Here is a 14,238-nt window from a genome sequence, read left to right as displayed (position 1 = left end):
GCGTGATTGTCACGGCGCCCCCACTGTTAGACAACAGGGCATGGATGCATCCAGAGCTAACGGCCGGTTAGCGTTTCCCGCTTGACCGACTGGTATCATTGTGTTTCGCGCTGGCGCGTTGCCAGTTCTCGCGCGCGTTGCTCCATCCACTTCCCGGTATTTTTTCCATGCTCGACGCGGTACTCAATTTCCTCAATGACGGCCTCACCGGCGCCAGCTGGGTGCAGAAGCTCGTCTATCTGCTGATCGTCACCCAGCTCACCATCTTCACGGTGACGCTGTACCTGCATCGCAGCCAGACCCATCGCGGCGTGGATTTCCACCCCGCGCTGGCGCATTTCTTCCGTTTTTGGGGCTGGCTCACCACCGGCATGGTCACGCGCGAGTGGGTGGCGGTGCATCGCAAGCACCACGCCAAGGTCGAGACGGTGGAAGACCCGCACAGCCCGATGATCTACGGCATCAAGAAGGTGTTCTGGGACGGCGTCTCGCTGTACCGCGACGCCTGCGAGAACAAGCAGGACATGGTGCAGTACGGTCGCGGCACGCCGGACGACTGGGTCGAGCACAAGCTCTATGGCGCGCACCCGTACTGGGGCCCGGCGCTGATGCTGGTGATCAGCGTGGCGCTGTTCGGCGTGATCGGCGCCGCGATGTGGGCGCTGCAGATGGTGTGGATCCCGTTCTGGGCCGCCGGCTTCGTCAACGGCATCGGCCACTGGGCCGGCTACCGCAACTTCGAGAGCGCCGACACCGCGCGCAACCTGATCCCGTGGGCGTTCTGGATCGGCGGTGAAGAGCTGCACAACAACCACCACGCCTTCCCCAGCTCGGCCAAGTTCGCGCTGCGCAAGTGGGAATTCGACATCGGCTGGGCGGCGATCTGCGGCCTGCGCGCCGTGGGCCTGGCCAAGGTACTGCGCGTGGCGCCATCGCTGGACGTGCGTCCCAACGTGCGCCTGCCTGACGCCGATACCCTGAAGGCCGTGCTGACCCACCGCTTCCAGGCCATGACCGACTACTACCGCGGCGTGATCGTGCCCACCTTGCGCGAAGAAGCGACCCACGCCGGCGACAACATCAAATCGATGCCGCGCCGCATGCGCCGCGCGCTGGCCGACGGCGGCCGCTGGCTGGACCAGGACAGCAGCGCAAAACTGCAGGCCGTACTGGCCCGTCGTCCCACCCTGCAAACCGTCTGCGACTTCCGCAACCGCCTCGCGGCGCTGATGGAACAGCGCGGCGCCGAGCAGGCGTTGAAGGGTCTGCAGCAATGGATCCACGAAGCCGAGGAAAGCGGCATCCGCGCCCTGCAGGACTTCGCCCAGCGGCTGAAGGGCTATACGGTTGCCAACGCCGCCTGAGCGCTTCGACCGATTTGTTCCAGCAAAACCCGCCCTCCGGCGGGTTTTGTTTTTGAGAGGCCGCGACGGAGGGGAGACGCATGGCTTTGCGTGTGTTGCTGATGGGCGCCAGCGGCGTGTTCGGTTCGCGGATCGCCCGCGAACTGGCGCATGACCCGCGCTTTGCGCTGACCCTCGCCGGTCGGCAGCGGTCCAGCCTGCAGCGGTTGCGCGAGAGTCTGGGCGATCCGTCGGTACAGGTGGCGGCGCTCGACATCGGTGCGGTGGCATTGCCAGCCACTATCGCGTCGTTGCGACCGCAATTGGTGATCCACGCAGCCGGTCCGTTCCAGCAACAGGATTATCGGGTGGCCGAGGCTTGCCTGGCCTGCGGCAGCGACTATGTCGATCTTGCCGATGGCCGTGACTTCGTCAGTGGCATCGGACGTCTGGACGGCCAGGCCAAGGCGGCCGGACGGCTGCTGGTCAGCGGCGCCTCGACCGTGCCGGCGTTCAGCAGCGCGGTGGTGGATGCGCTGTTGCCGCGTTTCGGCGTGCTGGAGAGCATCGAGCACGCGATCAGTCCCGGCAACCGCACGCCGCGCGGCGACGCGACGGTGGCGGCGATCCTCGGCTATTGCGGCCGTCCGGTGCGGTTGTGGCGCGACGGCCGCTGGCAGCACGGTCACGGCTGGATGCTGACCCGGCATCAGCAATTCCCATTTGGTCTGCGCTGGGTCGGGCTGTGCGAGGTGCCGGATCTGGAGCTGTTCCCGGCGCGCTATCCCGGCGTGCAAAGCGTGCTGTTCCGTGCGGGGCTGGAACTCCGGCGGCTGCATTTCGGCACTCTGGCCGCGGCATGGCTGGTGCGGCTGGGCCTGGTCCGCGATCTCGCCCGCCACGCGCCGCGGCTGCGTCGGCTCAGCGAGTGGTTTATCGATGCCGGCAGCGATGTCGGCGGCATGGTGGTGGAGTTGTCCGGCCGCGATGCGCACGGCCAGCCGCTGCGCCTGCGCTGGTCGCTGAGTGCTGCCGCTGGCGATGGTCCGCAGATTCCCGCCACGCCCGCGGTGGTGCTGGCGCGCAAGCTGGCCGATGGCGAGCTGCCGTTGCGCGGAGCGATGCCGTGCATGGGCCTGTTCACGCTGGACGAGGCGTTGGCGGCACTCGCCGGTTTTGCGATCGATACCGGCCTGGAAAGCATTACCGCATGAAGCGTGCGCGCTACTCCGGCGTGGGCAGGAAACAGCGGCGACTCTGCCCGAAAATGCGGTAGCGGTGCCGGGCGATAAAGCGATACGTCGGATCGCGCAGCGAACGCGGCACCCGCCGCATCGCGCGGCTCAGCCAGCGCCAGCGGCGGCGACCCAGTCCGTGCAGCACGCGGGCAATGGCGTCACTGTCGGTGTAGCCGCGGCCGTCTTCCACCAGCAGGAAGGACAGCGGCGAAGCCGGGTCCAGTCCGTGCGCCAGCAGCAGCGCACGGCCGCTGTCCGACTGCATCGCGGCGAAGTGGTAGCGCGCGGCGTGGTCGTGCTTCAGCAGGAAACGCACCCAGCGGCTGCACAACAGGCAGACGCCGTCGAACACGATCACGGACCGCGGATATTCAGTGCCCATCGGGCAGCGGCTCCAGCCAGCCTTCGTAGGCGATCAGCTGCCCCAGCACGGGCAGCCGCACGTCGACGCTGAAGTGGTAGCGGCCGTCGCGCATGCCGCTGCGTGAAAGCACCTGGCCATGCAGGATGCGCGGCATGGGCACGCCGAAGACATGCAGGCTGCACAGTTGCCAGTCGATCGCGTCACCGTCGCGGTGCAACGCGAAACCCAGCGTGGCCGGGCCCAGCCGTTCGTACAGCAAGGGTGAACCCGGGTTGCGATCGAGCACCGATTGCATGCGCCGACCGGTGAAACGGCGGATCCACACTTCGCGCGTGCCATTGCGTTGGATCGTCAGCGCCAGTGCCTGCTGCGGGCCCGGTGCAGGCAGGCCCAGCAGGTGGCGTAGCCAGCGTGCGGGGAAATGACCGGCACCCGCGACATCAGCCAGACCGTTCGCATGGAGTATCGGCGCAGCTCCGTGCATCGCTCGCACGGCGGCGGGCAACGAGCGCCAGGCGTTGTCGCCGAGCAGGTTGGGGAACAGGGCTACGGAGGTCATTCGGAGATGATGCGGGATGGGCGGGCGTCGGGCAAAAGAAAACCCGCCGGGTGGCGGGTTTTCTTTTTCGCGCAAGGCGAAGAACGAGGCGCTGATATTCTGACGAAGCCACTCGCGCAATGCGCAAGCGGGTCAGAACATCACTTGATCTTGCCTTCCTTGTAGATCACGTGCTTGCGCACCACCGGATCGTACTTCTTGAACTCGAACTTTTCCGGCGTGTTCTTCTTGTTCTTGCGCGTGGTGTAGAAATGGCCGGTGCCGGCCGAGGAGATCATGCGGATCTTGTCTTGTGATTTGCTAGCCATGATTCAATCCTCAGACCTTTTCGCCGCGGGCGCGCATTTCGGCAATCACGGCTTCGATGCCATTCTTGTCGATCGTGCGCAACGCATGGTTGGAAACGCGCAGTTTGATCCAGCGATTCTCGCCGGGGACCCAGAAGCGACGCTCATGCAGGTTGGGCAACCAGCGGCGACGGGTCTTGTTGTTGGCGTGCGAGACGTTGTTGCCGCTCTGCACACCCTTTCCGGTGACTTGACATACACGGGCCATGACGACCTCCGTTGAAGGGCTTTTGAAGCCTGATTTGCCGCCCGTTGGCCAGGGCAGCATCGGCCCAGCGGCGCCTGCGCGCCCCGCGATGCTGGAGGGTGGTGCTGTCGCATGTCGTGAATCCGCATCGCGTGGCGGATGGCCCAAAGCATCAGGTCGACGTGGCGAGCCGCGTATTCTCCCAGAAAAACAGGGCAATGCGCAATCATCGGTGAGCAATGCGCGTGCGCGAGTGGGGGATGTATGGAACAATCAGCCCCTTTGAATCGACGCAAGCGCGTTCCAAGGGATTTCCGATGGCAGAAGTAGTCAACAACGGCCAGGTCAATGGCCAGGGCAGCCAGCCGCAACTGATGTTGCAGAAGATCTACGTGAAGGATGTCTCGTTCGAGGCACCCAACGCGCCGCAGATCTTCCAGGCCATGGGCGAGAACGAGCAACTGCAGCCGCAGATCCAGCTCAACGTGGGCCAGAAGGCCACCGACCTGGGCAACGACCTGTACGAAGTGGCGCTCAGCCTCACCCTGACCTGCACGCTGGGCGACCGCACCGCGTACCTGGCCGAGGTGGAGCAGGCTGGCCTGTTCGGTATCGCCGGCTTCAGCGAGGAAGAGCACGCCGGCATCATCGGCAGCTACTGCCCGAACCTGTTGTTCCCGTACGCGCGCCAGGTGATTTCGTCGCTGGTGCTGGAAGGCGGCTTCCCGCCGTTCCTGCTGCAGCCGATCAATTTCGACGCGCTTTATGGCGAACAGCAGCGCCGCCTGCAGGGCGGCGACGAGGCCCCGGCCACGCTCAACAGCTGAGTCGAAGATGGCTGATCTCCCGACCATGGTCGTGCTGGGCGCCGGCTCCTGGGGCACCGCGCTGGCCGCGCTGAGTGCCCGCAACGGCGTGCCTACCCGCCTGTGGGGCCGCGACGCCGCCGCGCTGGCCGCGATCGCGCAAACCCATCGCAACCAGCGTTACCTGCCGGATGTGGAGCTGCCGCCGGACCTGCGCTGCGAGAGCGACCTGGCCACCGCTTTGCGTGGCGCGGACATCGTGCTGATCGCGGTGCCCAGCCACGCCTTCGCCTCCATGCTGGCCGAGCTGGAGCCGCTGCTGGATGCGGACAGCGCGATCGCCTGGGCCACCAAGGGTTTCGAGCCGGGCACGGGTCGCTTCCTGCACGAGCTGGTGGCGGAACATTTGCCGGGCCGTGCCACCGCGGTGGTCACCGGCCCGTCGTTTGCGCGCGAGGTGGCCGCTGGCCTGCCCAGTGCCGTCACCGTGCATTCGGAAGACGAGGCCTTCGCGCGGCAACTGGCCGGCCTGCTGCACGCGCCGAACCTGCGCGCGTATTCGGGCAGCGACGTGCTCGGTGGCGAGCTCGGCGGCGCCATGAAGAACGTGCTGGCCGTGGCCACCGGCATCGCCGACGGCATGGAGCTGGGCCTGAACGCCCGCGCCGGCCTGATCACCCGCGGCATGAACGAGATGCTGCGCCTGGGCATGGCCCTGGGTGCGCGCCCGGAAACGCTGATCGGCCTGTCCGGCCTGGGCGATCTTGTGCTCACCTGTACCGGCGACCTGTCGCGCAATCGCCGTCTCGGCCTGGCGCTGGGCCGCGGCGTGGCGATCGACGAGGCCTTGCGCCAGATCGGCCAGGTGGTGGAAAGCGTCCTCACCGCCGACGAAGTGAACCGCCTGGCGCTCAAGCACGGGCTGGATCTTCCCATCAGTGCCGCCGTGCACGCGGTGCTGCACGGCGAGGTCACTCCGGTGGACGCCTTGCGCCGGTTGATGGCGCGCGAACAGAAGGCGGAATACCCGCCGGGCCTGTTCCGCACCAACTGATCGAACCCGGCCAACCCGCCACGTTAGCGCGAAAACGCGCGGCGTGCGCGCACTGGCCAACCCCGTTCCCGGTGAGTGGCAAGGGTGCCGCCAATGCGTGGCGTGCCTGCTAAGCTCAACGTTTTGCTTGTCGCCATGGATCGCATGCGCATGCAGCAACCGGACGGGAAACAGCGCGCCGGCGGCGCGTCAGCCAACGCTGACGACACGCTTCCGCAAGCGTGGCGACGACTGCTGGCCAAGCCGCGCGTGGCGGCGGCCGACGAGCCGGCCGTGCTCGGCTTTTTCCTCGAAGTGATACCGCAGGACAGCGCGTCCTTCGCCTGCATGGATGCGGCGCCGGTGTTGCTCACCGTTGCCGAACACGGCCGATACGCGCGCCCGGTTCCTTTGGATAGCCGCCATCTGGTGCAGGTGACACTGGCGCCGCACGAACAGCGTCTGGCCGCCACCGTGCTGGGTTTGCCGCAGAGCGTGCGCAAGGGACGCAGCTATGCGCGGCTCAGCGGCCACGTGGGCGACACCCTGCTGGCCGAGATGCTGGACACCGCGCCCTGTTTCCTGGGCGGCCTGGGCGGCTTGCGGCTGTCGCGCAGCCGGCCGCATCCCTTGAACTGGCATTGGTCGATGGCGCCCGACGGCAGCCAGCGCCTGCTGCCGCTGCTGCCCAACAGCCAGCGTCTGCTGCGCATCGACGCGTTGTGGTATCTCGACGCCGAACACGCGGCGCTGGGTTTGCTGGACGCCGCGTCAGAGGAAACCCGCTGGCTGGAATTGCCGCCGCTGAAACCGGAGGACGGACATCGCCTGCGCGACCTGCTGCCGGCCAGCCGGCTGGCCACGCGGCTGCCGCCGCCGCAGGTTTTCGGCGAGATGCGCCGGTCCGAACTGGCGCCCAAACCGGTATTGACCCTGCACGCGCTGACCCGCCATGCGCGCCTGGCCGCCGGCACGCCGCCGCTGGCCTATGCGCGGCTGGCGTTCGACTACGCCGGCGAGCGGCTCCCCGGCCGCGGCGGTGAGCCGCTGGTGCGGCGCGTGCGCGACGGCCAGCTGGTGGAGATCACCCGCCGCCGCGCGGAAGAACTCTCCGCCATGGAGCAACTCGAACGCGCCGGCCTCACGCCGGGCGTGGATACCGAGGGCCTGCCCTGGGACGTGGCCGAGACCCTGCCCGAGGACGCCTGGCTGTTTCCCGGCACCGGTCACGCCGGCGCGCTGGAGGTCAACACGCCCGCGCGCTGGCTGGCGCTGCGGCCCCGGCTGGAGGAGGAAAACTTCCAGCTGGAATACGCGCCCAGCTTCCCGTTCGAGGTGCTCGAAGGCCCGGTGCGCTGGTACGGCCAGGCGGTGGAGGATGCCGATGACCACGCCTTCGACCTGGAGGTCGGCATCGAGCTGGACGGCGAGCGCCACAGCCTGCTGCCTGCCGTGGCGCAGGCACTGGCCGAGCACCAGTTGAACCTCAGCCCCGCGCCGAACGAGCCGGAGGATGCGGTGTGGTACGCGCCAGTCGATGCCCGCCGCCGCGTGCCCGTGCGGCTGAAGGAGCTGCGCGGCCTGCTGGCGCCGCTGGCCGAATACCTGGAAAAACCGCGCCAGAAACTGCACCTGCCCAAGGTGCAGGCCGGCCGGCTGGAAGAGCTGGCCGCCGCCATGCCCGGTGGCGGCACGCTGGATGCGGCCGAGCCGCTGTTCGGTTTCGCCGCGCGCCTGCGCGATGCCGCCGAGCGCGCCAGCGATGTCGTCCCCGAGGGGCTCACGGTGGAGCTGCGCCCCTACCAGCGCGAAGGCTTGCGCTGGTTGAATGCACTGGCCGAAGCCGGCGTGGGCGGCGTGCTGGCCGACGACATGGGCCTGGGCAAGACGCTGCAGCTGATCACCCACCTGTTGTCGCTGAAGCAGCACGGCGCGCTGACCCAACCGGCGCTGGTGGTGGTGCCGACCAGCCTGATCCCGAACTGGCAATCGGAAATCGCCCGCTTCGCGCCGATGCTGCGCGTGCTGACCCTGCACGGGCCGCAGCGCGCCGAGGAGTTCACCCAACTCGGCGACCAGGACATTGTGCTGACCAGTTACGCCTTGCTGCCGCGCGATGTGGTCGCGCTGCGAAAGCAGGCCTTTGCGCTGATCGTGCTGGACGAGGCGCAGCAGGTGAAAAACCCCCGCACCCAGGCGCGCCGCGCGTTGCTGAGCCTGCGCGCGCCGCGCTTCGTGTGCCTTACCGGCACGCCGCTGGAAAATCACCTGGGCGAACTATGGTCGCAGATCGACCTGGCCGTGCCCGGCCTGCTGGGTGACGAGGGCGCGTTCCGCCGTCACTACCGCGTGCCGATCGAGAAACAGCGCGACGAGGAATGCCAGCAGCGGCTGAACCTGCGGCTGGCGCCGTTCATCCTGCGCCGTACCAAGGCGCAGGTGGCCACCGAGCTGCCGCCCAAGACCGAGATCACCCGCCGCGTGGTGATGGAAGGCCGCCAGCGCGACCTGTACGAAGGCCTGCGTCTGGCGCTGACCGAGGAACTGCGCGAGGTGATCGCCCAGCGCGGCATCGCCCATTCCGGCATCGTGGTGCTGGATGCGCTACTGAAACTGCGCCAGGTCTGCTGCGACCCGCGGCTGGTGAAGCTGGAGGCGGCGCAAGGCGTGCACGAGTCGGCCAAGTTCGAACTGCTGATGGACATGCTGCCGGCATTGATCGACGAAGGCCGCAAGGTGCTGCTGTTTTCGCAGTTCACCGGCATGCTCAAGCTGATCGCCGCCGAGCTCGACCGTCGCCACATTCCCTACGTCACCCTCACCGGCGACACCCGCGACCGCGCCGAGCCGGTGCAGCGGTTCCAGAATGGTGAAGTGCCGCTGTTCCTGCTGTCCCTGAAAGCCGGCGGCGTGGGCCTCAACCTCACCGCCGCCGACACCGTGATCCACTACGACCCGTGGTGGAACCCCGCCGCCGAAGCGCAGGCCAGCGACCGCGCGCACCGCATCGGCCAGGACAAGCCGGTGTTCGTGTTCCGCCTGATCACCAGCGGCACGGTGGAGGAGCGCATCGAGGAACTGAAGGCACGCAAGGCCGAACTGGCCGACGCCGTGCTGGAAGGCGGCGGCACCCGCGAAAAGCTCAGCTTCGACCAGCTCGATCTGGATACCTTGCTGGCGCCGGCGGGCTGAGCCGCGTCCCGGTCCGATAGCGCGGGCGGCCAAACGCAAGATCTATTTGCTGGGCGATCCGGCCTCGTATCGCTCCCGCAACGCTGGCGTAGGGGCATGGATGCGTTCGAGCACGCCGACGGTTACCGTGCCCTGCAACCCCTCGAAGGTCTTTTCGGCGTGCTGGTGGACTTTCCTGGACAGGGAAAAAGCCGCCTGCGGAAACGGCGTCAGCCCGCTGATGTAGGCAGTGTTGCCGCCCATGGCGGCGGCATCGTCCAACGGCTTCACCTCCCGCACGAAACGGTCGGTCGCCCGTTTCCCGGCGACACGGTCGCCATAGGTCTTGCCCAGCTTTACGTAAAGTTTCGACGCGTCCGAAAGCTCGCCCGGTGAGCTTCGCAGGACGGCGGTCGAGTAGTCGCGCACATAGTCCGCATTCTTGCGCTCCGCCGCCAGCGCCAGCCATGCGATGCCCAACGCGCGATTGGCCGCAATACCGGGGATGTCGCCATTGATGTACGCCAGGCCCAGCGCATGCTGCGCGTCCTTGTTCGCCCAGTAGGCAGCGGTCTTGAGCATGTGGATGGCCTGGTGGGGGTGCTGCCGCTGCAGGTGATATCGCGCGCGGCAGGCGTAGTAATCCCCGGGCAGGAAGCGTTCCCAGCCGCTCATGCAATAGATGCGCTGATTCGTGGCCGTAGCAGCAGGATTTTCCGCGGCGGGGGCGTTGCCCCCGCTGGCGCTCCGCGCCATGGCGGGTATGAACACCGCCATCACCAGAACCAGAGCCAGCATGCTGGAGCGGTACTTTTCCATGGAACCTCCTTGTGATCTCGCGGTAATGACAGCTGCCTGGAGCGGGGCTGCCGCGGCAAGTGACCGGCCGGCGATTTCATCGCACCTACGCCATTGGGATATCCAGGAGTCTGTTCCTGAGCGGCGCGGCGTGGCGTGAATGAAGGGCTCCGCCCGGCTTGGGGACGCGGCGACGCCCGCGTGCGCAGTCAGCCAGGCCGTTGTTTCGGAAGGCTCGTGCCGGCACTGTTTCTTGCGCGATCAATGCTTTTCGCCGTCGCGCCGCGATTGCCGCAACAGGCTCCAGGCCATCGCGACCACGGCCAGCGCGCCGCCGGTCAGCACCAGCCACAACAGCAGGCGGGTCCAGTCGAACGGTGGCTTGGGCGCCAGCAGCGCGGCCGGTCCCGCCGCGGTGGTGGGAGGGCCGAGCCGGGCTTGCGGAAGTTGCCATGCGGGTCCGGCGTCGGTGGGGCGGATACGATCCAGCGCCGCCTGCAGCGGGTAGTCGCCGCGCCGCGCCGCGTGGCTGCCGGCGAGCAGGCTGTACGGGCCGCCGCCTTCGGCGAGAAACACGAACACGTCGGGTCGCCATGCCACGTGCAATGTGGGCGGTTGCGCCAGCGGCGTATCGGTGTGCAGACGAAGATGCTGGATGCGCACCGGTGCGAAGGTGATCGGTGCACTCGCGTCAGCATCGGTGCCGATCTGCACGGCGGTACCGGCGGCCAGCAGTCGATCGCCGGGGCCGTCATGGTCGAGCAGACGGTAGCTTGCCAGCGTGTTGCTGCCGACCAGGGTGATCCGTGCCGCTTCCAGCGGCAGTGACGCGGGCAGGGTGTAGTCGTAGTCGGTTCCGTCGGTCGCCGTGGATGCCACCGGCGTGGGTGCGTCCAGCCATTGGCGTGCCGCCTCGCTGGCGTTGGTGTCGACGGTGTTGCCGTGCAGCTCGACGTCTGGCGTCTGCGTGCTGTCCCACGGTGCGTGGTCACCATCGCGCAGGCTCAGCCGGTAGTAGCGCGCCGGCGTGTCGATATCGAGGGTGATCGAGCGTTGTGCAAATGCCTCCGTGCCGCGCCGCACGCTGACGATTTCATTCTCGTCGCTGCGCGTGTCCCAGTGCTGCAGGTCGTTGCTGGCCTGCACCGACAGATGAAAACGCGCGTCGCCCGCCAGCGCCGCCGCAGTGATTTCGATGCGCGCCAGGTTCACCGGGCGGCCGGCGTCCAGCAGCCATTGCCCTGGTCGAGCGGCTATCGCTGATGTGGATGGCTGCTCGATCACGATGGCGCCATCGCTGTTGCGCTGAATGCGCACGCTGTCGTTGTGGCCCGGATCATTCGACGGCAGCGGCAACAGGACGGTTTTCAGCATGAACGCCTGCGCGCGCGGAGCTGTCGGCGGCAGCGGCCCGAACGGCACCTGCCGACCTTGCGCGTTCACCACGATGATGTCGCGCAAGCGGTGGGCCGGCGGCGACACCGCATAGATGGCCGGGCTCAGTTCGACGCGCCAGGCGGCACTGCTGCCATCGGTCGTCAGCGCAAAACGGTAAGCGAAGTCGTCGGGTATGGCCGCCTGGATGGCCAACGGAAAGCACAAGGCGAGCAGCCAGCATCCACGGCGTTTCGATGGGCGTGAGCTGCGCGACATGTCAGCTCTCCGCCGCCGCGAGCTGACGCGGCGGCGCCGGCGCCAGGTAGCCGATCACCGTGCACAACAGGCCGTAGGCGATAAACGACGCGATGCCGAACAGGTTGCCCAGATGGCCGCGGTCGATCAGCAGCAGCTTGGCCAGCACCACGCCCATCGCCACCGCGCCGGCCAGCCACACCCAGCGCTGGCCGCGACGCGAACCCCACACCCAGGCGAAAAGACCAAACACGCTCCACACTAGAGTGAGCGCCATCTGCGCCAGGCTTGAATGGAACAGCGCGTCCTCGCTCCACGGCACGCCGCCCAGCTGGTGCGCCGCGCGCAAGGTGGCACTGGTAACGAAGGCCATGCCGACGGCTCCCAGAATGACGGCCCGACGCGAGCGCCAAGTGGCAGGCGCGGATGCATCACCCAGCCAGCGCGCGCCCAGCAGCAGGATGACGATCAGCAGCAGTTCCAGCGGGTTGAGCAGCGGCAGGTACGGCATCGGCGCCGTGTCGCCAGCCATGAACAGGCCGGTGAACCCGTAAATGCCCAGCACCAGAAAAGCCGAATACAGCAGTGGCCCGCGCAGGCGCGGCATCAGCGCCGGCAGCGGCAGTGCGATCCAGCGCGGTCGCGCCAGCGCGAGCCAAGCCAGCGCACACGGCGGCAACATCACCAGCAATAGCCGCCAGTCGCCACCCACCGGCAACGCGACCTTGATCGCGGCACTGGCAATTACCGTCCAGCGCCACAGCCAACTCCATTGGCCTAGCACGGCCTGCGGCGCCCACTCGCGCAAGCACGTCAGTGTGCGCCAGCCCAACAATGCACCCACCACGGTAGCCAGCAAATTCCAGCCCAGCAGCGGTTGCGTGCCATCAGCCAGCTGGCCCAGCGCCATCTGGCCGATGACGACGAACAGCGCCGGCGCGGTCCACGCCACCATCGTGCCCAACTCAAAGCGCGGGTGATGTCGGGCGACCTCGGCGCAGGCCCATGCGGTGACGATCAGCAGCAGCATCAAGGCTGCCGGCTCGCTGGCGTAGCTGATGTGCCGACCGATTGCGACAACGCAGTCACCCAGCCACCAGCACAGACCCCAGCCATACAGCAGCACCGCCGTGCGGCGTTGGGCGATGCCATCGTTGCCCATCCGCGCGTAGAACGACGCGCTGGCGAAAGCGGCGATCACCAGTATCAGCGCGCTGAGGAAGTCGCGATCGAGCCAGCTCACGACCGTCGCCGGCGCGTGGTCAAAATAATGAAAGCCATAGCCGATCACCACGGCGAACGCAGCGGCCCCCTGCAGCGCCACACCGGCCCAGCGTGACAGCCAGCGTTGCTGGCGAAATCCGAGCCAGACCAGCCCCGCTCCTTCCAGCGCGAAGACGCTGCCGGTCAGGCTGGCGCTCAGTGCGAGCGGCACCGCCAGGGTGGCCAAAGCGATCGCCAGCGCCGCCCATGCATCGCGCAGGATGCCGAGGTGTTCACGACCGCGCACGCTCCACGCCACGGCCACGTAGATGACTGCTGCTGCCAGCGCGGAAAATGCCAGCGGTTGCGCCTGCCACTGCAGCAACGCTCCTTGCAGCAACAGGCTGACCAGCGGAGTGCCGAAGACCAGGCAGCCGTCGATCACCTTGCTGCGCTCCGCTTCGGCGTGGCGCAGATAGAGCAGTGGAATCGCCAGGTAAAACAGGAAATTCAGCAGCAGGAACGGCTCGGTACTGGCGAACAGTTCCGGCCGGTATTGCAGCACGCCCCAGGCGGTACCGATGCCGAACGTCGCCACGAAGCCCAGCAGGTTCAGCACCCGCCACGAGCGCCTCCAGGCGACTCCGAAAATGGCCAGGTTGAGCACGGCGTAGTAACTGAAAAGCGCGACATGGCTGCCCTGGCCGGTCGAGGTGAGGATCGGTGCGAGGAAACCTGCCAGCAGCGCCAGCACCGCCAGCGCCAGGGCGTCCTGCAGCACCGCCAGCACACCGACTCCGGCCACCAGCACCAGCAGCACGACGAAGGCCGCCTGTGGCGGCAACAGCGCATACAGTCGGAACGCGGCGAACACGGTGATCAGCAGCACGCCGATGGCGCCACCTTGCAGCGACAGCGCGAAGCCCCGGCGCGTATCGCGCTGACGCCAGCCGAAGATCAACGCCGCAACCGCCGCCACCGCCACCGCGCTCAGCCGCAACGCGATGGGCACGTGCAGCATGCCGGCGTCGGCGGCGTACTTGAGCAAGGCGGCCACGCCGGCAAACAACACCAGCATGCCGATCTTCACCGGCACATTGCCTTCGGTGAACCAGCGCGTGATGCGCGAGGTCAGGACGGTGGCGGCATCGGGCTGCACGGGCGCGTGGGGCGCCACCGGCGCAATGATGCTCGGGCGCGGCAGCGATGCGGGTAACGGTGGCGGCGCGGCGGGTGTCGGTGCATCGGCATACGCCGCATCCAGGCGCGATTCCGTCGCCAACGGGGCGATGGGTTTCTTCGTTGCCGGCGCGGACGCCGGCGCCTGCGCCGCGGCCTGCCGCGTCAGTGAACGCTCAAGCAGCGCGCGTACCTGCACCAGTTCGCTGCGCAATTTCGCTTGCCGACCCCAAAGCACGCCAAGCACGGCACCCGTCACCATGCCGAAAAACACGCCGCCCGACCCGGCGCCGCCGATCATGCCGGCGATGGCAAACACCACCAGCCCCACCATTCCCCAAACGAAAGGCATCTGCTCGTCCTGTGCGTCTCGCCACC

At 67.6% G+C, this 14,238-nt stretch carries 12 protein-coding genes; 5 read left to right on the top strand and 7 right to left on the bottom strand.

Annotated elements, in window-relative coordinates:
• Positions 1 to 167: 167 nt before the first annotated feature.
• Together UU9_RS08615 and UU9_RS08610 are read left to right on the top strand one after the other, a co-directional pair.
• Positions 168 to 1,364, top strand: coding sequence for a DesA family fatty acid desaturase (locus UU9_RS08615; RefSeq protein WP_007081357.1), 1,197 nt, complete (start codon positions 168 to 170; stop codon positions 1,362 to 1,364).
• Between the two features lie 80 nt (positions 1,365 to 1,444).
• Positions 1,445 to 2,557, top strand: a complete 1,113-nt coding sequence (locus UU9_RS08610) for a saccharopine dehydrogenase family protein (RefSeq protein WP_007081356.1) — start codon at positions 1,445 to 1,447, stop codon at positions 2,555 to 2,557.
• A 10-nt stretch (positions 2,558 to 2,567) separates the two neighbouring features.
• On the opposite strand, the gene UU9_RS08605 is transcribed toward UU9_RS08610, so the two are convergent.
• From UU9_RS08605 to rpmB, 4 genes are all read right to left on the bottom strand, one after another.
• On the bottom strand, positions 2,568 to 2,963 hold the full coding sequence (locus UU9_RS08605) for a thiol-disulfide oxidoreductase DCC family protein (protein ID WP_007081355.1): 396 nt from the start codon (positions 2,961 to 2,963) through the stop codon (positions 2,568 to 2,570).
• Complete coding sequence (locus UU9_RS08600; RefSeq protein WP_007081354.1) at positions 2,953 to 3,504, bottom strand: DUF4166 domain-containing protein; 552 nt, start codon at positions 3,502 to 3,504, stop codon at positions 2,953 to 2,955. The genes UU9_RS08605 and UU9_RS08600 overlap by 11 nt, the downstream gene beginning before the upstream one ends.
• Before the next feature lie 140 nt (positions 3,505 to 3,644).
• Positions 3,645 to 3,812: a 50S ribosomal protein L33 gene (gene rpmG / locus UU9_RS08595; RefSeq protein ID WP_007081353.1), complete on the bottom strand. Its 168-nt coding sequence runs from the start codon at positions 3,810 to 3,812 to the stop codon at positions 3,645 to 3,647.
• A gap of 10 nt (positions 3,813 to 3,822) precedes the next feature.
• Positions 3,823 to 4,059 (bottom strand): 50S ribosomal protein L28, encoded by a 237-nt coding sequence (rpmB, locus tag UU9_RS08590; RefSeq protein ID WP_007081352.1) that lies wholly within the window; start codon positions 4,057 to 4,059, stop codon positions 3,823 to 3,825.
• Between the two features lie 296 nt (positions 4,060 to 4,355).
• On the opposite strand from rpmB, the gene secB reads away from it, so the two are divergent.
• The 3 genes from secB (at position 4,356) to UU9_RS08575 (ending at position 9,069) form a co-directional block, all read left to right on the top strand.
• The gene (secB, locus tag UU9_RS08585; protein ID WP_007081351.1) at positions 4,356 to 4,865 is read left to right on the top strand and encodes a protein-export chaperone SecB; all 510 of its coding nucleotides are present in this window, start codon (positions 4,356 to 4,358) and stop codon (positions 4,863 to 4,865) included.
• Between the two features lie 7 nt (positions 4,866 to 4,872).
• Positions 4,873 to 5,898 (top strand): NAD(P)H-dependent glycerol-3-phosphate dehydrogenase, encoded by a 1,026-nt coding sequence (locus tag UU9_RS08580; RefSeq protein ID WP_040670592.1) that lies wholly within the window; start codon positions 4,873 to 4,875, stop codon positions 5,896 to 5,898.
• A 150-nt stretch (positions 5,899 to 6,048) separates the two neighbouring features.
• Positions 6,049 to 9,069 carry a DEAD/DEAH box helicase gene (locus tag UU9_RS08575; RefSeq protein WP_040670633.1) on the top strand — a complete coding sequence of 1,007 codons (3,021 nt, stop codon included), beginning with the start codon at positions 6,049 to 6,051 and terminating at the stop codon, positions 9,067 to 9,069.
• Positions 9,070 to 9,111: 42 nt separating this feature from the next.
• Here the strand turns inward: UU9_RS08575 and UU9_RS08570 are convergent, their stop codons facing one another.
• The 3 genes from UU9_RS08570 to UU9_RS08560 form a co-directional block, all read right to left on the bottom strand.
• On the bottom strand, positions 9,112 to 9,867 hold the full coding sequence (locus tag UU9_RS08570) for an SEL1-like repeat protein (RefSeq protein ID WP_007081348.1): 756 nt from the start codon (positions 9,865 to 9,867) through the stop codon (positions 9,112 to 9,114).
• Between the two features lie 240 nt (positions 9,868 to 10,107).
• Positions 10,108 to 11,499, bottom strand: a complete 1,392-nt coding sequence (locus UU9_RS08565) for a DUF3999 family protein (protein WP_007081347.1) — start codon at positions 11,497 to 11,499, stop codon at positions 10,108 to 10,110.
• Between the two features lies 1 nt (position 11,500).
• Positions 11,501 to 14,212: a DUF2339 domain-containing protein gene (locus UU9_RS08560; RefSeq protein WP_237710252.1), complete on the bottom strand. Its 2,712-nt coding sequence runs from the start codon at positions 14,210 to 14,212 to the stop codon at positions 11,501 to 11,503.
• Positions 14,213 to 14,238 lie beyond the last annotated feature (26 nt).

This window comes from Rhodanobacter fulvus Jip2, from assembly GCF_000264315.1.
In the GTDB taxonomy this organism is placed as follows: domain Bacteria; phylum Pseudomonadota; class Gammaproteobacteria; order Xanthomonadales; family Rhodanobacteraceae; genus Rhodanobacter; species Rhodanobacter fulvus.
Note: the sequence above shows the minus strand (reverse complement) of the source record. Positions and strands in the feature narration are given on the sequence as shown.